21 protein-coding genes are annotated in these 22771 nt (G+C 60.5%); 13 read left to right on the top strand and 8 right to left on the bottom strand.

Going from position 1 to position 22771, the window contains the following annotated elements; translation table 11 throughout:
- Nucleotides 1-13: 13 nt before the first annotated feature.
- Complete coding sequence (locus tag AC09SL_RS05955; protein ID WP_058545910.1) at nucleotides 14-1249, bottom strand: MFS transporter; 1236 nt, start codon at nucleotides 1247-1249, stop codon at nucleotides 14-16.
- Between the two features lie 333 nt (nucleotides 1250-1582).
- Here AC09SL_RS05955 and AC09SL_RS05950 point away from each other — a divergent pair, with 333 nt between their 5' ends.
- Nucleotides 1583-1771 carry a hypothetical protein gene (locus AC09SL_RS05950; RefSeq protein WP_042731964.1) on the top strand — a complete coding sequence of 63 codons (189 nt, stop codon included), beginning with the start codon at nucleotides 1583-1585 and terminating at the stop codon, nucleotides 1769-1771.
- Nucleotides 1772-1780: 9 nt separating this feature from the next.
- On the opposite strand, the gene AC09SL_RS05945 is transcribed toward AC09SL_RS05950, so the two are convergent.
- Complete coding sequence (locus AC09SL_RS05945) at nucleotides 1781-2161, bottom strand: hypothetical protein (protein ID WP_058545911.1); 381 nt, start codon at nucleotides 2159-2161, stop codon at nucleotides 1781-1783.
- 114 nt (nucleotides 2162-2275) lie between these two features.
- Nucleotides 2276-2440, bottom strand: coding sequence for a hypothetical protein (locus tag AC09SL_RS05940; RefSeq protein ID WP_155742065.1), 165 nt, complete (start codon nucleotides 2438-2440; stop codon nucleotides 2276-2278).
- Between the two features lie 17 nt (nucleotides 2441-2457).
- Between AC09SL_RS05940 and pvdQ the strand changes: the two genes are divergently transcribed.
- Entirely contained in the window at nucleotides 2458-4806 is a 2349-nt protein-coding gene (gene pvdQ / locus AC09SL_RS05935) for a bifunctional acylase PvdQ (RefSeq protein ID WP_058545912.1), read from the top strand.
- A gap of 137 nt (nucleotides 4807-4943) precedes the next feature.
- Here the strand turns inward: pvdQ and AC09SL_RS05930 are convergent, their stop codons facing one another.
- Nucleotides 4944-5945: a FecR family protein gene (locus AC09SL_RS05930; protein ID WP_058545913.1), complete on the bottom strand. Its 1002-nt coding sequence runs from the start codon at nucleotides 5943-5945 to the stop codon at nucleotides 4944-4946.
- A 174-nt stretch (nucleotides 5946-6119) separates the two neighbouring features.
- Nucleotides 6120-10937 (bottom strand): dermonecrotic toxin domain-containing protein, encoded by a 4818-nt coding sequence (locus tag AC09SL_RS05925; protein ID WP_058545914.1) that lies wholly within the window; start codon nucleotides 10935-10937, stop codon nucleotides 6120-6122.
- Between the two features lie 232 nt (nucleotides 10938-11169).
- Between AC09SL_RS05925 and AC09SL_RS05920 the strand changes: the two genes are divergently transcribed.
- Both AC09SL_RS05920 and AC09SL_RS05915 read left to right on the top strand, forming a co-directional pair.
- Entirely contained in the window at nucleotides 11170-12201 is a 1032-nt protein-coding gene (locus AC09SL_RS05920; protein ID WP_058545915.1) for an Ldh family oxidoreductase, read from the top strand.
- A gap of 99 nt (nucleotides 12202-12300) precedes the next feature.
- A complete protein-coding gene (locus AC09SL_RS05915; protein WP_058545916.1) occupies nucleotides 12301-13014 on the top strand; it encodes a GntR family transcriptional regulator in 714 nt (237 codons plus the stop codon).
- A 91-nt stretch (nucleotides 13015-13105) separates the two neighbouring features.
- Here AC09SL_RS05915 and AC09SL_RS05910 read toward each other — a convergent pair whose 3' ends face one another.
- The 3 genes from AC09SL_RS05910 to AC09SL_RS05900 form a co-directional block, all read right to left on the bottom strand.
- On the bottom strand, nucleotides 13106-14056 hold the full coding sequence (locus tag AC09SL_RS05910; RefSeq protein ID WP_058545917.1) for a PDR/VanB family oxidoreductase: 951 nt from the start codon (nucleotides 14054-14056) through the stop codon (nucleotides 13106-13108).
- A complete protein-coding gene (locus AC09SL_RS05905; RefSeq protein WP_064106821.1) occupies nucleotides 14053-15138 on the bottom strand; it encodes an aromatic ring-hydroxylating oxygenase subunit alpha in 1086 nt (361 codons plus the stop codon). Before AC09SL_RS05905 ends, AC09SL_RS05910 begins: the two co-directional genes overlap by 4 nt.
- Before the next feature lie 139 nt (nucleotides 15139-15277).
- Nucleotides 15278-16183, bottom strand: coding sequence for a LysR substrate-binding domain-containing protein (locus AC09SL_RS05900; protein WP_058544152.1), 906 nt, complete (start codon nucleotides 16181-16183; stop codon nucleotides 15278-15280).
- 158 nt (nucleotides 16184-16341) lie between these two features.
- Here AC09SL_RS05900 and AC09SL_RS05895 point away from each other — a divergent pair, with 158 nt between their 5' ends.
- From AC09SL_RS05895 to AC09SL_RS05855, 9 genes are all read left to right on the top strand, one after another.
- Nucleotides 16342-17466, top strand: a complete 1125-nt coding sequence (locus AC09SL_RS05895; protein ID WP_081264417.1) for an NAD(P)/FAD-dependent oxidoreductase — start codon at nucleotides 16342-16344, stop codon at nucleotides 17464-17466.
- The gene (locus tag AC09SL_RS05890) at nucleotides 17456-17785 is read left to right on the top strand and encodes a (2Fe-2S)-binding protein (protein WP_058544151.1); all 330 of its coding nucleotides are present in this window, start codon (nucleotides 17456-17458) and stop codon (nucleotides 17783-17785) included. The genes AC09SL_RS05895 and AC09SL_RS05890 overlap by 11 nt, the downstream gene beginning before the upstream one ends.
- Nucleotides 17778-19151 carry an FAD/NAD(P)-binding oxidoreductase gene (locus AC09SL_RS05885; RefSeq protein ID WP_058544150.1) on the top strand — a complete coding sequence of 458 codons (1374 nt, stop codon included), beginning with the start codon at nucleotides 17778-17780 and terminating at the stop codon, nucleotides 19149-19151. The genes AC09SL_RS05890 and AC09SL_RS05885 overlap by 8 nt, the downstream gene beginning before the upstream one ends.
- On the top strand, nucleotides 19148-19498 hold the full coding sequence (locus tag AC09SL_RS05880; protein WP_058544149.1) for a RidA family protein: 351 nt from the start codon (nucleotides 19148-19150) through the stop codon (nucleotides 19496-19498). Before AC09SL_RS05885 ends, AC09SL_RS05880 begins: the two co-directional genes overlap by 4 nt.
- Before the next feature lie 144 nt (nucleotides 19499-19642).
- Complete coding sequence (locus tag AC09SL_RS05875) at nucleotides 19643-20425, top strand: ABC transporter substrate-binding protein (protein WP_058544148.1); 783 nt, start codon at nucleotides 19643-19645, stop codon at nucleotides 20423-20425.
- A gap of 57 nt (nucleotides 20426-20482) precedes the next feature.
- The gene (locus AC09SL_RS05870) at nucleotides 20483-20908 is read left to right on the top strand and encodes a GlcG/HbpS family heme-binding protein (protein WP_014338265.1); all 426 of its coding nucleotides are present in this window, start codon (nucleotides 20483-20485) and stop codon (nucleotides 20906-20908) included.
- A 195-nt stretch (nucleotides 20909-21103) separates the two neighbouring features.
- Nucleotides 21104-21604 (top strand): CinA family protein, encoded by a 501-nt coding sequence (locus AC09SL_RS05865; RefSeq protein ID WP_058544147.1) that lies wholly within the window; start codon nucleotides 21104-21106, stop codon nucleotides 21602-21604.
- A 9-nt stretch (nucleotides 21605-21613) separates the two neighbouring features.
- On the top strand, nucleotides 21614-22135 hold the full coding sequence (locus AC09SL_RS05860; RefSeq protein WP_058544146.1) for a hypothetical protein: 522 nt from the start codon (nucleotides 21614-21616) through the stop codon (nucleotides 22133-22135).
- A 7-nt stretch (nucleotides 22136-22142) separates the two neighbouring features.
- Complete coding sequence (locus AC09SL_RS05855) at nucleotides 22143-22592, top strand: DUF421 domain-containing protein (RefSeq protein WP_058544145.1); 450 nt, start codon at nucleotides 22143-22145, stop codon at nucleotides 22590-22592.
- Nucleotides 22593-22771: the final 179 nt, after the last annotated feature.

The raw sequence follows: 22771 nt of genomic DNA, 5'->3' as shown, positions 1-22771 counted from the left end.
AGGGAAGGCAAATTCAGACGTGAGCGGCGGGTTGTGATGAAAACAGGCGCAACGCAACGAGGCAGCTGAGCCCGGCGATGCCGACCATCAAGGCGAAGGATTCCAGGCTCGCCCCGGCACCCAGCAGCGCCAGCAGTGAGCCCGCCGCGCTCATCACCCCAATGGAAATCATCCCGACCATGGCCGAGACCAACCCTTTGCTGTCGTCGCTGGCGAACAGGGCCAGTCGGTACAACGCGGCATTGCCCATGCCGAGCCCGACCGCGTACAGCGACAGGGCACTGACCAGTACGAGAAGAGAGAGCGCATATTGACTGGCAGCGACCAAGGCGATCAGGCCCGTACAGAAGGGCAACAGGCTGTAGCCAACCACTCGACGCACGCCGACCCGTTCCACCAGGGCGTTGAGCAGCAGATTGCCGAGGATGACCGCCGAGAAAACCGGAATCTGCCAGATGCCGTAGAGCAGTGGAGAAAGGCCCTCGCCCTGGATCAACAGCAGGGGAGACAGGCCGATCCAGGAAATCAGCGGCAGGCTCATCAACCCCAGCGCGACACTGGCCGACATGAACCCCACATGGCCCAGTAGCGCGCCGTATCGCCGGCCCAGCGAACGCATGTCCAGTGGTTGGGTAGTCGGAGGGGTATCGGGGAGTCGAGCCGCGTCGCTATTTCCCGGCATGAACCACCACAAGGCCAGCCAGCTCAACACCCCGAGGCCGGTCAGCAACATGAACAGCTCACGCCAGGACAGCCATTGCAGCAACAGCCCGCCCGCCAAGGGCCCCAATAGAGGCGAGAGAAGGGCGAGGTTCCCCAATAACGCCATGACTTTCACCGCAGTGGACTCGCAGAAAACCTCTTGAATGGCCGGATAGCTGACCGCAATCACGAAGCCCAACCCCATCCCCTGGATCAAGCGCAGCCCATTGAAGCCTTGCATGCTGGTGACCTGGGTGATCGCCGCGCAAGCCAGCGCGAATCCGGCGCACCCGACCAGCATGAACGGGCGCCGTCCATGGCGATCCGACAGCGGGCCGATCAGCCACGGCAACAGGATGCCGCCCAACAGGTACAAGTTGAATGCGTAGGGGATTTGATCGGCGGACGCATCCAGGTCCCGGGTCACCATGAGCATGGCGGGCATGACCAAGTCGCTGGCCATATAGGTAAGGAGTTCAAAGACGGCGATTGCCAGGCAGAAGCCTGCCAGGCGAAAGGACGAAAAAAGGGGCGGCTGATTCTGCATGAGTTCCCAACGTTGGCTTCCGGAAAGAAGAAAATCACTTCTTTTTCGAGAGTACGTGGGGGACGTCAATGGTCGTAAGAGGACTTTTCCCTTAGTGAGTAGTGGAAGCGGTCCTTCACGTGTAGGAAACATCCTTCAGGTGATAGTTACACTGCCAGCTGGTAAAAAATCTGACGCCCGATGGACGCAGATGACCCATCTTCTACAGCCACAGTCGCGCGAAAATGCGCCACGCCTGTACCATATGGCTTTGCCTGCATCGTGCAATGACATCGGCGAAACAGTGCCTGGGCAGCGCGAGATGCAGAACGAATCACTTCAGGAAGCTGGCAAATGACTCATTCGCAACGTTTGAAATACTCGATTCTGATCGTCCTCGTCGTCCTGGCAATCATGCTGGGGCTGTCGTGGATGCAGGGCAAGGGCATGATCAGCGAGCAGCTGTTTCAATACATCGCCATCGCCGTGGCAGTCATTGTGGTGGTGATCAACGGCGTGATGCGGCGCAAGGTCAAGCCCTGAGCACCGGCTTCAATCCTCGGCCTGGAGCACCGCCATCGCACTGGGGTGCAGGCAGTAGCTTTTATCCGGGTTGAGGGTGACGACACCCTCGCTGCACAGGCGCTTCAAGACCTCGCGCACGCTGAGAAAGGACAATGGAATGTCCAGTCCCAACAACTGGCTGTGCACCCCGCGCACGCCCAGGCTGCGGTTGTCGCGGGCGGCCTTGAGCAGCGCGTCGATGACTTTGAGTCGAATCAGGCTGGTCCTGAGCCCGAAGCTCTTGAGCAAGCGCCTGATGTGATCATTGCCGCCTCGCTCGGCCGGCCTGTCGAATACACGGTGGGGGGCGCTCAGCGAGACGCCGGTCGCCCTTGGCTTGCCCTCCATGGGCAGTTGCGCGTTACGCATGCAAAAACTCCTTACCAGCCTGATCAGAAAAGGTCACGGATACTCTCCTGTAATAGGACGAACGAGGACGCTCAATCATGAGGGCCATGATGTGAAAAAATTGCCCTTGCTGCGTCAAACCCCCGGGTTCAAAAGGCTGCCAACCATTAATTTTTTTTCATCCGGTTCGTTTTCAAGGTAGGCACATTCCGGTTCAGCACGCGGCATGTGATGTCCCAGGCCGGCCGGGTGTTCGTCTTCTTTCGCACCGGTAGCCGTCCTGGTTTCTGAAGTTTTCATCAGGAGTGAACGTGAGAATGTCCGGGCAGTTATCGAGGATTGGCCTCGCAGGCGCTTTTCTGGGGATCGCCCTCGGGTTCAGTCCCGTGGTCAACGCGCAAGACGAGGGGCAACAGGCCAGTGCCGAAATCCGTCGCACCCGTTTTGGCGTACCGCATATCCGGGCGCAGGATGAACGTGGGCTGGGTTATGGCATCGGCTACGCCTATGCCCAGGACAACCTGTGCCTGCTGGCCAATGAGATCGTCACGGTCAACGCCCAGCGCTCGCGCTATTTCGGGCCGGAGCAGGTCACGATCGAGCAGCGGGAGAACCGCGTCAGCGATCTGTTCTTCAGTTGGCTCAATACACCACAAGCGGTTTCCGGTTTCTGGCAGGTCCAGACGCCTCAAGTGCAGCAACTGGTCGAAGGCTACGTGGCGGGTTACAACCGTGCGCTGGTCGAACGCCAGGCCAAAGGCCTGCCCGAACAATGTGCCAGCCAGTGGGTGCGGCCGATCACAGCGCTGGACCTGGTCAAGTTGACCCGCCGGCTATTGGTGGAAGGCGGCGTCGGCCAGTTCGCCGAGGCCCTGGCCGGCGCGCAACCACCCCAGGCGAGCGCGCTCGCGGGGGCTCCGGTCGGCGGTTTCGCGGCCGCCGCAACCCGGCAGCGGCGTTTTGCCCTGGAGCGTGGCAGCAATGCGCTGGCCATCGGCAGCGAGCGCTCGTTCAACGGCCGTGGGATGTTGCTGGCGAACCCGCATTTTCCGTGGCTGGGCGGCATGCGTTTCTACCAGATGCACCTGACCATTCCCGGCAAGCTGGACGTCATGGGTGCGGCGCTGCCAGGCCTGCCGATGATCAACATCGGTTTCAGCCAGCACTTGGCCTGGACCCACACCGTCGACAGCTCAAAACATTTCACCCTGTACCGCCTGCAACTCGACCCGAAGGACCCGACCCGCTATCTGCTCGACGGCAAGTCTGTGCCGATGAGTCAGCAGACGGTCGCGGTGGACATCAAGCAACCCGACGGCCAGGTGCAGACGATTTCCCGAGTGGTCTATGGCTCGCAGTTCGGCCCGATCGTGCAATGGCCCGGTCGGCTGGACTGGGATAGCCGGTTCGCCTACAGCCTGCGGGACGCGAACCTGGAAAACGATCGCGTGCTGGCCCAGTGGTACGCCATGAACAGGGCGGTCACGCTCAAGGATCTGCAGGACGCCGTCCATCAGATCCAGGGCATTCCCTGGGTCAATACCCTGGCGGTGGACGACCAGGGGCAAAGCCTCTACATGAACGTGTCGGTGGTGCCGAACGTCGACGCCGACAAACTGGCCCGGTGCAGCGACCCCCGGGCCGGGTTGCGACTGATCGTGCTGGATGGCACTCGCAGCGAATGTGCCTGGGGTATCGATCCCAAGGCCGTGCAAAAAGGCATCTATGCCGCCGACAGGCTTCCGCAGCTGCTGCGCCGCGATTATGTGCAGAACTCCAACGATTCGGCCTGGATGGTCAACCCTTCGCAGCCGCTGTCCGGTTACTCCCCGGTGATCAGCCAGCAAGGCCAGCCCCTGGGACTGCGGGCGCGTTTTGCGCTGGAGCGGATGGGCCAGTTGGCTAAAGACGGGCCGGTGAAGGTGAAGGATTTGCAGCGCATGGTCATGGACGATCAGGTTTACCTGGCTGACCAGGTAATGCCGGACCTGCTCGGCGTTTGCGCCGGTGACCTGGGGGCCGATGCTTCGACATTGGGCCAGGCGTGTGCCAGCCTCAAGGCCTGGGATCGCAAGGCCGGCCTGAACAGCGGCCTGGGGTTCGTGCATTTCCAGCACATCATGGACCGATTGCAGGCGGTGCCTGATTCATGGCGCGTCGCGTTCGATCCCAAAGACCCGCAACACACCCCGCGTGGCCTGGCGATCGAGCGATCGCCGGTGCTTAAGGCCGTGCGCGAAGCCATGCTGGCCTCGGTGAAGACGGTAAAGGCCGCCGGGCTGTCGAAGGACACTCAATGGCAAGACATCCAAGTGGCCAGCCGCGGCAGCCGACAGACCCCGATCCACGGCGGCCCCGGGGAGCTGGGCATCTACAATGCGATCCAGAGCGTACCGGGGGCGAACGGCAAGCGGGAGGTGGTTAGCGGGACCAGCTATCTGCAAGTGGTGACGTTTGACGATAAAGGGCCGCAGGCCCAGGGATTGTTGGCATTCTCCCTCTCCAGCGACCCTGCGTCGCCATATTCGACGGACCAGACTCAGGCCTTTTCGCAGAAGCAGTGGAGTGTGCTGCCATTCACTGAACAGCAGATCAAGGCCGATCCGCACTATCAGGCGCTGATTATCCGCGAACGTGACGAGACGGGCAGGGTGGCGACGCAATAGTCGCTGTTGTGTGGTCACATTCAAACTGGATGTAGACTGATCCACCGCTATCGCGAGCAAGCTTTGCTCCCACAGGGGATTTCTGGTGGCCGGGAAATCGCAGGCTGGCGCCGATCCAAACTGTGGGAGCAAAGTTTTCAGTCAGTGGCCGGCCGTTGCCCGATGGAATTGAGGACCGGGTTACCGTCCTTGTTCTGGGTCAGGTAGACCGGCAGGACTTTGGGCAGCGAAGGCACCAGGTTGTGCACTTCGCTGATGTTGTAGACGCCACCGATGCGCAAGCCACCGGTGCTGTTGTCGGCCAGCATGACGGGCCGGTCGAGGTAGCGGTTGATCAGCGGCAGTGCATCGCTCAGGGCGAGGTTATCCAGCACCAGCTTGCCGTTGCGCCACGCCAGCGAACTGTCGTTGGGGTCTGTCTCACGAACTTGTGGTTGGTGGTCGCCCGCCTTGTAGCTGGCCTGCATGCCCGGGGAAAGCGGCAGGCCGTCACCGGTGAGTGCCTGGTTGCTGGTCACCCGCACCGAACCTTCCAGTAGCGTCACCCGTACCTGGTCCTGGTACATCCAGACGTTGAAGCGTGTGCCGGTCACGCGCACCTGGCCTTGGCCGGCCCGAACCACAAACGGATGCTGTTTGTCATGGCTGACGTCAAAAAACGCTTCGCCCTTTTTCAGCGTCACCCGGCGTTCGTTTTTGTAGTTGGCATATACCAGCTCACTGCCCAGGTTGAGTTCAACCTGGCTACCGTCGCCCAGGGTGACATGGCGAACGCTGGCGCCGGCTTCGAAGCGCTGGTAGGAATTGGCAATCCAGCCCAGGTTCCAGCCGGTATAAGCGGCAAGGGGCATGCCCACCACGACCACCGCAGCGGCGACCGCCATCCGGCTCCAGCGCGACCGGTGGCGGGGCACTGGAGCGGCCGGCGCCGACTCGACGCGCGGCAGATGATCGGCAACAGACCAGATCTCCAGCATCGCTTCATATTCGAAAGCATGCAGGGGATCGGCATCGTGCCACTGCTTGAACGCCTGCCGTTCTGCATCGGTGCAGTCGACGGCATGCAAGCGCATGCACCAATGGGCAGCGGCATCGGTAATGGCGTCGTATTCGGCTTCCGAGAGGGTATGTTCGGTCATTGACTGTTCCTGGTTTGCCGCATTCTAACCTCCGGCATGAGCTGCCGAGAACAGCCGTCATGGCGTTTACGCATCAATGAACCTGTTTTTTCCTCAAAGATTCGTCATAGCCTACCGTCGCATACCTTGCGTGAAAAAAAGATCAACCACTCAAACCGTTCACGGCCCGGCAATCTACCGGGACAGGCTGGGGTCGAGTTGGCGTCCCAATTCACAAATCAAGAGCGTGATCGAGTCGGCGTTGCGAAGTATGACGTCGATGCGCTTGTCCGGCAAAATCGGATCGAGGAAATCATCGCGCGCATTATCCATGGTCCTGGCGCCGGTTATCTTCAGGATTTCCCGGGTGGTTTCCTTGTATCCAGGCAACAGCTCCAGCTTCTTGTAGGTGTTATCCGTACTGTCCAACTGCGTGAACAGTTTTGATTTTGGTGTGGTCAATGAAAGCCCGTTGAGTTGCAGGTTTTTTTGCTTGTCATATTGCGCTCGGCCTAAATAAGTCGCGGTGGAAATCAAGTCGAGGAACGGCAGCGCCGCGTCCAAGTAGACAATATCGAGGGTATTGAACAACTGGTGGGAGATTTCATGAATGAATGTCGCACCCTGGGCGTGGGCGTCGACATTAAAGGATTCAGGTACGACGGTTCTATACCAGTCCAAGCCCGGATCGAAGAAAAACTGCGTGAGGTAGATTCTGCCGTTGGCCGCAGGTTCGAGCACGAAAGCGGTCGCTCTGTCTTCAAGGTATTTGAGGTTGCCGATCACAATGCGCTCGGCATTTTGCAGTTCCCAGGTGGGGTCTGCCAATGTCTGGCATATGGGTGTGATTGCCGCTTCTATCTTGCTGATGAGGCGGGCATCAATGTGGCTGACACCAAAAAACGTTTTAAGGATGCCATCCAATCGAGCACCCACCAGTCCCTGGCGTTTGAATTGATCAAGATTGCAAAGGGTATTGAACGAGTAGAACCGTGCGGTCTCAAGCGCTTGCACAATCATGTTTGCCCGGTGCGGATATTTCCTGCGTATCTGCGCCATGCCCCGCGCTTCGATATTCAGTGAGCCCTTGGCCTTGAAGTCGCTATAGGTGATGGCCATTTTCGAACCTGCTTTGCCAAAGCGTATGGTTTGGCGTTGCGGATCAAGTTCCCATGTCCGACCATCAGGCGACTGTTTCAATAATGGTCCCTCTGCGTGCTCATGCACGATTCGCCAGGTTTGGCCGGCTTGCGCCACTTGGAAGACTTTGCCGGCAAGAGGGACATAGAGCTTGCCGGTTTCCAGTGCCTTATAGGTTCCGTCGATCAGGTCTTTTTGCAGGCCCGACAGGCTGACACCCCTGGCCTCGAAGACGTTCAGGTCGGTACGGATCTGGGCGGTGGACGCGATGTCCTTCCAGCGATTTGCCAACGTGGCAGGTTGCGAGGGGGGCTCGATGGGGTCGAGAAGACCGAATGTATCTTCACGATTCATCAGGCCCAACGACACCATTTCTGCGGCACCGGCGATAAAGTCGTACAGGCCTGTTTTCCAGTCGTGCTGCTGCAGGGCTTCAGATGAGGCCTTGAAGTCCTGGTAGCTTTCCCAAAGCGTTTCGATAAAGGTCAGTTTGCCCGCCAACTGCTTCTCGACCAACTTGACGCCGGAGCTGAACAGGCGCAGGACCGTTCCCCAGTCAACCTGACGGTTTTCCTTTGTTTGTGTGGTCAGCATGTCGGCTAGCAACGCCGCATTGTCGTCGAACAATGTGTCGAACAGGTTGGCCTGGATCGGGTTCGAGGCCAGGGTGATTTCCGACCGCTGTCCGAGCGTTGCGGCGAACAGGTTTCTGAACGTGGCCTGCTGGTTCTCGGGAAGCCGGCGAATCAGCAGGTCCTGAAGCTTTCCTGGCGTATTGAATGCGGCAACGACGCTTTCTTCATCCTTGAACTCGGTGAAGTGAAGCCCTTCATGGTAGGGCGAATACAGGACTTGAGGGCTTGTTGCATCGACGCTCGAACCGATCAGGTAAAGCCCCAGCGCTTTGACCGGTGTTGCGCCGCCGGTCTTGATCAACTCCAGGGGACGAATACACGCGTCGGCACCGTCGACCGCTTTGCGAGCGACGGCGTCGGGCATGTCCACCACTTGACGGATCAAGTCAAAGGCCAGGGGGGAAAGGTATTGCTGCAGATAGCGTGCGTGGGCGTATTGCAGCAGTTGCCAGGGCATTTGTTGGCCAAAGGCGGTTTTTCTTTGTTGGGCATGCGCGGTGCTACCGGACAGCGTTTGCACAACATGTTTTTTATAGACGGTCGAGATATCCAATGAAGACAGCATCTGCCTGACAGCGGTCTCGTTAAGGCCGTCCGGCAGTTTCTGCGTGGACGTGGAAGATACCTTGAATCCGTTGCGGGTCACTTCGATGTGATTTAGCGCAAAGTCGGTCAGTGAACTGGCCGGTCCCACTATGGCGAGGTTCGGCGTGATCTGGATGGTGTCGGGGTCCAGGTTCGTGGCAGCGAAGCGTGCGTTCAGCAGTGCCTTGAGTTTATTGCGCGCATAGGTGGACAGTGGCTCTATACCGTCCAGATAGTCCTTGCCATCGGCCACGCTGTTTTTATATTGCTCAAGCAATTCAATGTGCAGGCGCTGATCGTCAAGCGCAGCTGTGCCGAGCCAGGCGGGAAGTTTCTGTTGCCATTTATGGGTCCGGGCAATGTGGGTGGCGCGCTTGAGGTTGGTGGGAGCGCCTTTGTTCAACAATGCCTGAAGGCTTTTTAATAATGCTTTGCCGGTCAGTTGCCAATTCCCGGCTTTTAACGTGCTCAGATAAGCATGCTCGGCCTCAAAGTGCCTGATGAATGAACTCATCCGATTCACCAGCACGTTGTCTTCGATCAGTTCATATGCCTTGAGTTGATAGTGCCCATGAGGCTTGCGCTGGGCCGGCGTGAGGTTGGCGAGCAAACCAAAGCGTTTTCGCGAATCGAGCAGGTGTCGATTCAATTGCTGGGTGGCCACTTCCACGGACGCAAAAGCCTGCAAGCCATCGGCGGGCGTCCAGAGGATTGCCATGCCCGAATAGGGCGTATCGAGCCCTCCACGCTCGGTTAATAGAAAGCAGTTGGCAAGGGGCAGATGAGTCGTGCGACGCTCTTCGCTGCAGGTCAGTGTCAGCGAATAGACATCCGGCCGGAACCCCCTGACCCCGAGACGTTGTGAACGGTCAGGGTGCTCTGAATCGTAGGCAAAAACGGTTCTGATCAGGTCATTGGCCGTCGACGGCAGGCTCGCGCCAAGCTCGCGGAGTTCGGCCTCGGCGCGTATCCCCACGGAAAAGACATTGGTCAGCTCAGGCAGCAATTGCCAGAGCCCATTGTGCAGTGAAGTGCTGTGGGATGTCGGCAACCGGGTAAAGAGGCCATCAAAAGCCGCTTCGACATCGGTATAGCTCTTGACCTTTCTTTGCAGTTGATCGGCCATGAAATTGGACGGGCGCAGGCCGCCATGAAAGGCAGGATGAGTCCCCCAATGTCCTGCGGTTGGCGGGCTCAGCAGCCTTTTGTTAATGAGGGCGCGTATATCCAACGCCTTGTCGATGAGCGGATGGATGTCGACATCGCCCTGGCGAGACATTTCCAGTGCGTAATGGAGGTTATTCTTCTGTTTTTCGATGATTGCACTCGCCAGGGATTCGGACACCGGTAAATCCAGCGGCTTGCCCGAGATCTGTGGTTCGTCAAAGCGTAGGAAACGGTTGCGCTCTTCCAGGCTCAGGAGGCTATAGAGAGCCTCCTTTTGCGCGGTGCTTGCGGGGTTGCCGAGCAGTGCTGCCTTGAAACCCTGATGGTTGTCTATCTTCTGAAGGCCATGAATGGGGGTATAGAGATAGTTTCCTTTGGCGCTGATCATCAAGGAACCTGCAAGTTCTACGAAGTGCGGTTCATATTCCCAGAAGCGAATCGTTTCGATGAACAGCAGCGTCTCGTCTCGGCGGGAGGGTCTGAACAGTCGGAGCAACTCACGACTCTGTGCGTCCGTCAGTTGGCCTTTTTCCCGCTCGACCAGGATGCTTGCCCAGAGTCCATCGTGGATGACTTGGGACAGCAATTTTCGTCGAGACATATAGAAGGGGGTCGTCATGCGCTCCCAGAAGGCTTCGATGCGACCGATAAATGTCGGAATCAGTTTCCTGGCAATGTCCTTTATGATTTTTTCCCATTGCTGCGGGGTATAGGACGATGCGGGTGTGCCCGGGTGAGTCAGATCGATGTCATGTCCGGCAGGCCAACCCTGGTGATGGAAGTAGCCCAGGATGGCGTCGCTCAGTGCAATGCTTTCGGTCACCTGGATTGCCTTTGGATCTCCCTGGCCAGTCCCCTTGTTGAATGCCACGCGGATCTGTCGATGATCCAGGTTCGGTAGCGCCTCGTTCAATACCCGGTCAAGCATCGATCTTAACGAGGGCAGTTTGATCAGCTCATTCACCATGACCAGGGCATTGAGGTTCTGGGCGTTCTCGATGGATTCGAGCTGGGTCTTGAAAACATCCTCTTCGATCAGTTGCCGGGTCTGTCTGATGTCGGTGGTGCTGTTCAGTTCACTGCGCTGGGAAAGCGACAAGAGACGAAACAGGTCGTCGCGTTGCGCCGTGTCCTGGCGCATCTGGTTAATCCCTTCTTCGAGGGCTGACCGGTTGTTGAATTTTTTGATTCCACCCGTCGGCGTGTAGAGGTATGCGGGGTGGGTGCTTGTTTCGCGGCTGTTTGACGAGGCGCTGAGGGCAAAGCAACCGGCCAGTGCAATGGGCGGTTTTTCATCGGCTTGCAGCAGAATGGTTTCGACGAACATGGGCGGCGTCTGCGCTGCGCGCTGGGTGTGGTTGGGCAGGGCAATGTGCTGCAACCAGTCGAGGTCTGCCTGCGTCAAGTCGTGGGTGGCGGTCAATTCGTCCAGGCGATGGGCGTGCAATACCTCGGGAAATAAAAGCGGCGTGGTTTCAGTGAGCATCGTTGCTTCTCGATCAAGGCGCCTCAAAGCGGCGCGAACGTGGAGGAGCCGCCAGACTAGGCAACGATGGCTGAGCAAAGGTGGTACATAGTTACCGCACGCTGGTTTCTGACCTGTCAGGCAGGGCAGGCGCCGTGGCAAGGATTGACAGTGCGCGCCTGAAACGGTGTTTAATCACCCGGCGGGTCCTTTTACGCTGTTGCTACCTCCAACAATCATTCTGGAGCTTCAGATGTCTGCGCCATCCGATCATGCCGCTTCATGCACTTTGTCTTTCGATGCTCTGGTGAGCTTGCTGGAGAAAATTTTCCTGCGTCATGGCACGTCGGCCGAAGTCGCTCGGTGCCTGGCTGAAAACTGCGCCGGGGCCGAGCGCGACGGTGCCCACAGCCATGGGGTGTTTCGCATTCCCGGCTATGTCTCGACACTCGACAGCGGTTGGGTCAACGGCAAGGCTGTGCCGGTGGTCGACGACGTCGCGTCAGGGTTCGTCGCCGTGGACGCCGGTAACGGGTTTGCCCAGCCCGCCCTGGCTGCAGCGCGCGCCCTGCTGGTGGCGAAGGCCCGTAGCGCCGGCATTGCCGTCCTGGCTATTCGCAACTCCCATCACTTTGCCGCCCTCTGGCCGGACGTCGAGCCGTTTGCCTATGAAGGCCTGGTGGCGTTGAGCGTGGTCAACAGCATGACGTGCGTGGTGCCCCATGGTGCAGACCGGCCATTGTTCGGTACCAACCCCATTGCCTTCGCCGCGCCACGGGCTGGCGGTGAGCCGATTGTCTTCGACCTCGCCACCAGCGCCATTGCCCACGGCGACGTACAGATCGCTGCACGCAAGGGCGAGTTGTTGCCGCCGGGAATGGGGGTGGACAGCCTTGGCCAGCCGACCCGCGACCCCAAGGCGATTCTCGAAGGCGGAGCGCTCTTGCCCTTTGGTGGGCACAAGGGCTCAGCGCTGTCGATGATGGTCGAGTTGCTGGCGGCTGCGCTGACGGGTGGCAATTTTTCCTTCGAGTTCGACTGGCACAACCATCCGGGCGCCAAGACGCCGTGGACCGGTCAGTTGTTGATCGTGATCGACCCGAGCAAGACCGCCGGGCAAAACTTCGCCGAGCGCAGCCAGGAGTTGGTCAGGCAGATGCATGGCGTCGGGTTGCGGCGCTTGCCGGGAGATCGTCGCCATCGCGAGCGCAGCAAGTCCAATGAGCATGGGATCACCCTGGACGAGCAAACCTTGTTGCAGCTGCGCGAGTTGGCAGGGAGCTGAACAACCCGCTGTGGCGGCCAGACTGGCTGCCACAGCTTGCCGTGACACGCTGCGCCAAGCCTTCTACTATGACGGCTTCTTTTCTGTGGAATCGCCTGGATGAGCAAGCCCGGCCAAACGGTGCTGGTTGCGCTGCGCAAGATGATCGCCTCGGGCGAATTGGCCGCTGGCGAGCGCTTGATGGAAATACCTACGGCCGAGCTGTTCGGCGTTTCGCGCATGCCGGTGCGCATGGCGTTCCGCACCCTGGAGCAGGAAGGGTTACTGGTGCGCTTCGGCGGACGAGGTTTCCAGGTGCGGTCGGTCAGTGCCGAGCAGATCGCCGGGGCCGTGGAGGTGCGTGGCGTGCTGGAAGGCCTGGCGGCACGGCAGACGGCTGAGCATGGCTTGTCTGACGAGGCCCGCGCGATACTCGAGCAATGCCTGGTGCAGGGCGATGAACTGTTCGCCAAGGGCTATGTGACCGAGGATGACCTGGAGGTCTATCACGACCTCAACATGCGCTTTCACCAGGTGATCGTCGAAGGCAGCCACAACCCGGCGATTGCCGATGCCCTGGCCCGCAATGATCATCTGCCATTCGCCTCCGTCACCGCCCTGGCGGTGGATCGCCAGAACATGGCCGGCGAATTTCGCCGCTTCAACTATGCCCATATGCAACACCATTCGGTGTTCGACGCCCTGATCAACCGCCAGAGCGGCCGCGCCGAGGCAATCATGCGCGAGCATGCCAACGCCACCCTGCGCTACGCCGAAGTGTTCGGCTCGACGCTGGCTGACGAGCGGATGACGGTGATTCTGCGTTCGGAGTGAACAGCCCCAACTGTGAATGACTGCTGGATTTGTGAGCCCACCACAAATCCCCTTGTGGGAGCGAGCAAGCCCGCTCCCACAATGTCCGGTGTTAGAGATCCAGTACTAAGACGGGTGTCTTGGACCTGGAGCAACATGGCGTGAACTGGTCGTTGCAGGCCTGTTCAGCCTCGGTCAGAAACATGTCCCGATGCTCTGGTACCCCTTCCAGCACACGGGTCAGGCAGGTGCCGCAGACACCTTGCTCGCAGGAGATCGGGATCTCGATGCCATGGCTCTCCAATACCTGCACCACACTGCGGTCCGCCGGCACATCGAACACTTGGCCGCTGCGGGCCAGCTTGACCGAAAAACTGCCATCGGCGCGGGTGTCGGTGGGGGCGGCGGCGAAGTATTCGCGGTGCAGGCAGGCTTCCTGCCAGCCCTGGCGCTTGGCGGTGTCAAGAATGTGCTGCATGAAACCGCCGGGGCCGCAGACGTAGAGGTGCACGTCGTCACCGGGCGCGGTCAGCACCCTGGCGGCGTCCAGCAGGGTGTCAGGTTCTTCATCGAAATGCAGGAAGACCCGGTCGGCATAAGGAGACTGGCGCAGGCGCTCGACAAAGGCCGCGCGGTCGCGGGCGCGGGCACAGTAATGCAGCTCGAACGCCGCACCGCTCTGGGCCAGGTGCTCGGCCATGCACAGGATCGGCGTAATGCCGATGCCGCCGGCAAACAGCAGGCTGCGCCGGGCGTGCGGGGCGAGAGAAAACAGGTTGCGCGGTTCGCTGATGTGCAAGCGCATGCCTGGCTGGATCAGCTCATGCAGGCTGCGCGAACCACCACGGGAGGCCGGGTCCTTGAGCACGCCAATGAGGTAGCGATGCCGTTCCTCGGGATGGTTGCACAACGAGTACTGGCGAATCAGCCCGTCGGGCAAGTGCACATCGATATGGGCGCCGGCGGTGAAGGCCGGCAGCGGCTCACCATCGACACGCGTCAATTCGTAGCTGCAGATATCGAGGGCTTCGTTGTGTCGCGCCGCGACCTGGACTTCGATCATGGCCGTTGCTCCGCCCGTTGCGTTTGATGGCTGCTGGCGATCAACCCGGCCTGTGCTTCCCGTTCCCGTGCGATCCAGCGCTCCAGCACCCGGCGGGACTGTACGCCGCCCGCGTCGATGTTGAGCTTGAGCAGGTTGCGCTGCGGATGGTCCAGCAGGTTGCGCTGTTGGCGTTCGAGCATTTCCAGGTCCTCGCTGAAAATCTTGCCTTGGCCTTCACGAATGGACGCGGTGAGGGCTTCATCCTGCGGTTGAAAGTGCCGGGCCATGCCCCAGAAGTACCAGATCGACGTCTCGGTTTCCGGTGTGATGAAATCCACCACGATGCTCGACGCCTTGAATTGCGGCGCGGCGTGATAGCCGCCGTTGCCGGCATGGGCCACGCCGACTTCGATCAGCACATGGCTGGGCGGAGTGAAACGGCAGATCTGCCAGCGGTCCACCGGCACGTCGTCGGCCAGGTTGTTGCCGCGCAAGGCCATGCGCCAGAATGGCGGGGCCATGATGTTTTCCATGTGCCGGGCGGTGACTACTTCATCGCCGTCGACCGTGGTCACCGGCGGCGCTTCGTCGATTTCCTTCTGGCCGATGCTTGAAGCGTGGACGTAGGTTTCGTGGGTCAGGTCCATCAGGTTATCGATCATCAGGCGATAGTCGCACTGGATATGAAACAGGCCGCCACCGTAGGCCCATTCATCGCTTTCGGCCCATTCCAGATGATGGATCAGCGCCGGGTCGGCCTGCGCCTGGTCACCGGGCCAGACCCAGATGAACCCATGCCGCTCCTGTACCGCAAAGGTCTTGTTGCAGGGAAAGCCTCGTACCCGTTGCCCCGGCATCTCGACGGTCTTGCCGTCGCAGCCCATCACCAAGCCGTGATAGCCGCACACCAGGTTGCCATTTTCGACGTAGCCCAAGGAGAGCGGGGCGCCGCGATGGGGGCAGAAGTCTTCCACCGCTGCGACCTTGCCTTCATGCCCCCGGTAAAAAACCACTTTTTCGCCGCATATCTGGCGCCCCAGGGGCTTGTCGGCGATTTCATCGGGGGTGCAGGCAACGTACCAGGCATTTTTGGGGTACATGAGGGATCTCCAGGCGGATGTTGTTCTTGTCTGTGGATCCATTAACTCTCTTAACTAATTTAGTTGTCAACGGTTTTGCGGCATAAATGGATGGCTGGCCCTATCAGTGGATCCATTGGTGGGTTGGTTGGCGATCGGGTCAGAACCGATAGGCCGCTGGAACCTGTGCTTCGATAAATCGTTGCATGTGCTCCAGAAAGCTGGCTTGCAGCCTGGAAACCGGTCCCTGGATCGGCAGGAGCATGCTGAAGTCCATTTCTATCGCCGGTTCGAAGGCTCGGAAGACGATGCCCTGGCCGCGGTACTCGACGGCACTGATGGCATCCACCAGCGCCACGCCCAGGCCCTGTTCGACGAACGCGCACATGGGCAGCGAGAGTTGGGTTTCCAGGCGCAGTTCGCGGTCTACCCCATGGGCGGCGAAGATCGCATCGATGTGCTGGCGTGAGCCAATCGACTGCGGGTAGGAAATGAACGGTTCGCCCTGCAAGTCTTCCGGGCGGATCGTCGCCTGGTCCTGCAAGCGATGGCCGTAGGGCAGGGCGCAGAGCATGCGCGTGGCCAGCAATTTTTCGGCGCGAGGGCTGGGGTACGTGTTGGGCAGCACGATCAGGCCCAGGTCGCAGCGCTGGCCCACCACCAGGTCGACAACTTCCCGGGACGAATGCACCACCAGCGATATCTGCACTTGATCGTGCTCGGCCATGAACGCGGCAATCGCCCGGGGCACGAATGACAAGCCCATGGCCGGTGCGCAGGCAATGTGCAGTGAACCGCGCTTGAGCGTGCGGATGTCCTGGGCGGTACGCGCAATGCGCTCCACGCCCAACAACGAACGCTGCACTTCCTGATATAGGGTCATGGCCTCGGCTGTGGGTTGCAGTCGCCCCTTGACCCGGTCGAACAGGCTGAAGCCGATGTCCTCTTCCAGGCTGGCGATCAGCCGGGTCGCCGCCGGCTGCGAGATGTGCAGCATTTCGGCGGCTCGGGTCACGGTCTGGCCCAGGATCACGGCGCGAAAGGCTTCCAACTGACGGAGATTCATCGTGCAGATCCAACCCATAACAAAAAGACATGAGCTTGCCAAAATAAAGCATTTTTCATGGCGTTGTCATCGCCCTAGGATCGAGCCAAACCACTTCACCCAGCCATGGGCCGGCGCCTGATTGAATGAACGACGCCGAAAGCAGCGATAAGAAAACCATGCAAAAAACTGATGTCATTGTCGTAGGGGGTGGCCTGGTGGGGATGTCCATCGCTTATGGGCTGGCCTTGCTCGGGCGCCAGGTGAGTGTGCTCGACGAAGGCGACGACGCCATTCGCGCTGCCCGGGGCAACTTTGGTTTGCTTTGGGTCCAGGGCAAGGGCTACCGGATGAGCCCGTATGCGCAGTGGACGAGGGAATCGGTAGCGCTCTGGCCTCGATTCGCCGGGGCGTTGCAAGCCGATACCGGCATCGACATCCATCTGCGCCAACAGGGTGGCTTCCAGTTGTGCCTGAGCGACGCGGAAATGGCCGAGGAAAGCCATCGGCTGGGTTGGCTGCGTGAGGCCTTTGCGGGCGACTACCCCTTTGAACTGCTGGACGCCGCGCAACTGCGCGCCCGCTTGCCCGGCATTGGGCCGGATGTAGTGGGTGGCTGTTTTTCGCCCATGGACGGCCACGTCAACCCGCTCAAGTTGTTGCGCTCGCTTTACGCCGCCTGCCAGGCTCGTGGGGTCAAGCTCATCAACGGCCATCACGTCGAGGCTATCGACGCAGGGACCACGGGCTTCGAACTGCGGGCAAGAGAGCAGCGCTGGTCTGCCCGCCAGGTCGTGCTGGCCGCAGGTCTGGGCAATCGGGCGCTGGGAGCCAGGGTCGGGTTGGACGTGCCGGTGCAGCCGAACCGTGGACAGATCCTGGTCACCGAGCGGCTCGAGCCATTTCTGCAGTACCCCACTACCTACGTGCGCCAGACCGACGAGGGCACGCTGCAACTGGGTGATTCCCACGAGTCAGCGGGCTTGGATGACGGCACCGGCAGCCAGGTCATGGCCGCCATTGCCCGGCGCGCGGTTCAGTGTTTTCCGCGGTTGGGCCAGGTACGACTGGTGCGGGCCTGGGGGGCGTTGCGGGTGATGAGTGCCGATGGCTTTCCGATCTACGAAACGCCCCGGGGTTGTCCGGGACTGTCGATTGTCAGCTGCCACAGCGGTGTGACGCTGGCTGCCGCCCACGCCTTGCGCCTGGCGCCGTGGATCGCCGGCGAATTCGATGATCCGGCGGTGAAGCCATTCGGGCTGCACCGTTTCAACCTGCAAGCAGAGGTGCGCCATGTCGGCTGACAGTCTGTTTCGGCCGCTGGCCTCGGGAGATCACACCGTGCACATCGACTTCGAAGGCCGATCGCTGACGGTGCCCGCCGAGGTATCCCTGGCAGCGGCGCTACTGGCCTGTGGCATTCGCCACACCCGCGAAAGCGCGATCAACGGTCGCCCCGGCGCCCCTTATTGCATGATGGGCGTGTGCTTCGAATGCCTGGTGGAAGTGGACGGACACGCCAATGCCCAGGCTTGCCTGGTGCCGGTGCGTTCCGGCATGCGCGTGCGACGCCAGCGCGGAGCCGCATGCCTGGCACCGTGGCAGGAGAGCGGCGATGAGTAATGCCGTCATCGACCTGATCATCATCGGCGCGGGTCCGGCGGGAATGAGCGCTGCACTCGAAGCCAGGGCCCATGGCCTGTCGGTCGTCGTGCTGGATGAGCAGGCCAGCCCGGGCGGGCAGATTTATCGCCAGGTGCTCCAGGCTGACGCGTGCCGACGCGCCGTGTTGGGTGACGACTACGTGGCCGGGGCGATATTGGCCGCCGACTTTCTGCAATGCGGCGCCCGCTATCTACCCAACGCAGCCATCTGGCAGGTGACGCCGCAGCGTCAGGTGCACTACCTGTTCGAGGGGCGTGCCGAAGTCTTGCAAGGGCGCCACTTGTTGATTGCCACGGGGGCCTTCGAACGGCCGATGCCGATTCCCGGCTGGACCCTGCCGGGCGTCATGACCGCCGGGGCTGGGCAGATCCTGCTCAAGAGCGCTGCCATGGTGCCGGCCACCCCAGTGGTGTTGGCCGGGTGTGGTCCATTGCTCTACTTGCTGGCGGTGCAGTACCTGCGCGCCGGGATCGCCATTGAGGCCCTGGTGGACACCAGCCACCGAAGCGATCTGCTGCAGGCCTGGCGGCAAGTGCCCAGCGCGCTGCGCGGCTGGCGTGACCTGCTCAAGGGACTGGGGCTGCTGATGGAACTCAAGCGGGCCGGCGTCCGGCATTTTCGCGGTGCTTGCAACCTGCAGGTTGACGGCACGGATCGCGCCTGCGCCTTGAGTTTCGACAGTCAAGGCCGCTCGCAACGTGTTCGCGCCGATTTGATTCTGTTGCATCAAGGCGTGGTGCCGAACACGCAGGTCAGTTGGTCATTGCGCCTGGAGCACGACTGGAGCGAACAGCAACTGTGCTGGATTGCGCGCCGCAATCAATGGGGCGAAAGCAGCGTGCCGGGCATTTTTATCGCCGGTGACGGTGGCGCCATCGGCGGGGCCCAGGTCGCGCAGTTGGAAGGGCGCCTGGCCGCCTTGGCCATCGCCGGCCGTGCGGCGCACGCGCGTCCCCTGCAGCGGCTGTTACGCCGCGCCCGCGCCGCACGGCCGCTGCTCGATACTCTGTATCGCCCCCGGCTTCAGAATCGCATCCCCGCCGATGACGTCACGGTGTGCCGCTGCGAAGAGGTCAGCGCTGGCGACATTCGCCGCTACGTCGACCTGGGTTGCCTGGGCCCCAACCAGACCAAGGCCTTCGGTCGTTGTGGCATGGGCCCGTGCCAGGGACGCCAATGCGGTCTGAGCGTCACTGAAATCATCGCCGAACGCCGCCATGTGTCACCCGCCGAGGTGGGCTATTACCGCATCCGTTCACCGCTCAAACCCATCACGCTCGCCCAATTGGCCGGCGAGCGTCTTTCCGTCGAGGAACCTTCATGAGTATTCAACGCATCGAAAGCAACCCACGCCTGAGTCGCAGCGTCGTGCACAACGGCGTGGCCTGGCTCAGCGGCGTCGTGGCCGCCGATTGCAGTCAGGACATCCTGGGCCAGACCCGTCAGGTGCTGCAACGGATCGATGAGCTGCTGGCCGCGTCGGGCAGCGACAAGCACAGGCTGCTCAGTGTGCAGATCTGGATGAAAGACATGGGCCGCGATTTCGCCGCGATGAACGCGCTGTGGAGCGAGTGGGTCGATGCCACGCAGACGCCGGCGCGGGCCACGGCCCAGGTGGCATTCGACGACCCGCAGATTTTGCTGGAGCTGATTGTCACCGCGGCAGTCTGAGGCCGCTCGCCGGATCACCGTTGTGCTGTCACCGGGCAGGCGACCACCAGAGTCACCGCCCGGGCTTGTTCACATTGCTGCTGCCATAACGGACGACTTCTGTGGAGCGTCCGAAATCAATAACATCGCACCTGGAGCAAATGAATGAACGTTAAACGCATCGCCTTGAAGCTGGGTCTCGTCTCGCTGCTGGCTTTGGGTACGAGCCTGCAGGCCGCCGAGTCATCGTTGCGCATCGGTATCGAGGCGGCTTATCCGCCCTTTGCCTCGAAAACCCCGGACAACGCCATCGTCGGCTTCGACTACGACATCGGCCAGGCACTTTGCGCCGAGATGAAGGTCCGTTGTGTCTGGAAGGAACAGGAGTTCGACGGCTTGATTCCAGCGCTCAAGGTAAAGAAGGTCGACGCGGTGATTTCCTCCATGTCCATCACCCCCGAGCGATTGAAGTCGGTGGACTTCACCGATCGCTACTACCGAATCCCGGCGCGCCTGGTGTTTCGCAAAGACAGTGGTATCAGCGACATTCCGGCACAGCTCAAAGGCAAACGGATCGGGGTGCAGCGGGCGACCAACTTCGATCGCTATGTCACCGATCACTTTGCCCCGGCGGGCGCCGAAGTAGTGCGCTATGGTTCGCAGAATGAAATATTCCTCGACCTGCTGGGCGGGCGCCTGGACGCGACCATGGCCAGTTCGGTGGTGATCGACGAGAGCCTGCTCAAGCGTCCCGAGGGCAAGGATTTCGAATTCGTCGGGCCCAATTTCACCGACGAACAATATTTCGGCACGGGTATCGGCATTGCGGTACGCAAGAACGATGCGTTGGTCAGCCGCTTCAATCAGGCGCTGGCAACCATTCGCGCCAACGGCACTTACGACCGGATTCGCCAGAAGTACTTTGATTTCGACATCTACGGCGAATGATCCTCGGCCCGTGGGTTTTGTCTCGCGGGCTTGCTGTTGCACAACACGGAGTGATTCATGAAGACCAAAGCAGTACTCACTGAGCAGGATGTTGCGCAATTGCTGGTGGCGGCCAAGGAACTGGCTCACCAGCGCCAATGGGCGGTGTCGGTCTGCGTGGTGGACGACGGTGGTCATCCCCTGGGGCTGCTGCGCCTGGACGATGCCTCGCCGTTGTCGGCCTATATCGCCACCGAAAAAGCCCGCACGGCCGCCATGGGGCGGCGTGATAGCAAGGTTTTCGAAGACATGATCAACGGTGGTCGCTACGCGTTTCTCAGCGCTCCGCACCTGCAGGGCATGCTTGAAGGTGGGGTGACCATTCGTCATGACGGCCAATGCATTGGTGCCATCGGGGTGTCTGGGGTCAAGGCTGAGCAGGATGCTGAACTGGCTCGTTTGGCGGTGGAGACGGTGTTGCCGGTGATCACTCCGGACGCCTGAGACGGCTATAAACCCGTGTGCGAGCCTGCTCGCGAAAGCGGGCTGCGGGGCGGCCTCTGCATGAGGCCCGTACGGGTTTGAGATACAGCAAACACGGGGGGTTCATTTATTTGGTGGCGCAGGGTGACGAGCGATAAAGGGAATGAATCACAACGGCAAGAGTCAACCCATCAGCATCCCTGAAGGATCCTTGCCATGACTGCTGCCCAAACCCTGGTTGATTATCTGCGCGAGCATGACCTGCGCCTGACCACGGCGGAATCCTGCACCGCCGGGCGGATTGTCACGCTGCTGGCCGAGGTGCCGGGCAGCGGTTCACTGATCGAAAGCGGTTATGTGGTGTATTCCCCTGAAGCCAAGCAGCGCCTGCTCGGTGTCAGCCCACGCACCATCGATACTTTCAATCTCACCAGTCGCGAAGTCGCTGAGGAGATGGCCCTTGGCGCCTTGCACGACGCCAATGCCAATGTCGCAGTGGCGACCACCGGCCTGCTCGGGCCAGACGACAGGGACGGTATACCCGCCGGAACCGTGTGTTTTGCCTGGGCGTTCGATCTGAACGGCCAGCGGGCGCTGTTCAGTCGCTGCGAGCGTTTTTTTGGCAGTCGCGGCCAGGTGCAAATCTGGGCGGCGCAATACGCGTTGCAGCAATTGCCGGCCTTTCACCGACGTGCTGTGGCCGGTGAGCGTCGATAGAGATAGATCATGACCGATCAATACGAGCAGGAGGACGACCACCGCAGCCGCCAGTTCCCGGTGCGTGAAGACATGGCCTTCCAGCACAAGGTCTGGCGTTTTGAACGGGTGGGCTGGTATGTGTTGGTGCTGCTGGTAATCCTGACCCTGCTGGGGCTGTTTTCCCGTGGGCCTTTGAGTAGCCGGGAGCTGCAAAGCAACGACGGCAGCCTTGGCGTCAAATATGAGGCCTTCCACCGCAATGGCTCCACCAACACCATGGTCATCCGGCTCAAGGGTCAACCCAACGCGGTGCTGGAAGTCGAGTTGGGCGGCGACTGGCTGGAAGGTTTCGAGGTGCAAGCGTTACAACCGGCGCCGATACGTTCGGCAGGCGCGGGGCGGGGCATGACCCTCTGGGTCCAGGCCGATGAACGGGGGCAGGCCAGCCTGCATCTGTCATTGCTCGGCGAAGGGCTCGGAAGCTATCACAGCCGCATCGCAACCTCCGGCGGTGCCGCGGTCAGTTTCAATCAGTTCATTTTCCCTTAGGTGATCTATGGATTCGGTACTGCGGGCCACTGCGATTTACCTGGCATTGCTGGTGTTGTTCAAGATCGCCGGACGGCGCTCGCTGGCCGAGATCACCACCTTCGACTTCGTGTTGTTGATGATCATCGGCGAGGCGACGCAGCAGGCGTTGCTGGGGGATGATTTTTCGCTCACCAACGCGTTGATGGTGATCGTGACGCTGATCGCCATCGATGTGGGTTTGTCGTTGCTCAAGCAACGTTCCCAATGGGTGTCACAACTGATCGACGGAGGCCCGACCATCATCGTCGAGGACGGGCGAATCCTCCAGGGCCGGCTGCGTCATGCCCGGTTGATAGAGGCAGACATCATGGAAGCGGCGCGCTCGAGCCAGGGTATCGAGACCCTGGAGCAGATCAAGTTTGCGATCATCGAGCGCAATGGGAAGATTTCGGTGATTGCCAAGGAGCGGTCCTGAGTGCTGTTCGGCGGGCACTTTTTTCGGCCAGGGAGCTTGCTCCCGTTGGGTGTGTAGGAGCTGGCGAAGCCTGCGATCTTTTGATCTTTTGATCTTTTGATCTTTCGCTTGAGACTCAAGTGTCTTTGTAAAGATCGCAGCCTCGTTGCACTCGACAGCTCCTACGCAGCTTCTACGCA

It is taken from the genome of Pseudomonas sp. PF05 (assembly GCF_056521845.1).
The sequence above is the reverse complement of the archived record's forward strand: the minus strand, read 5'-3'. Positions and strand labels throughout refer to the sequence as shown.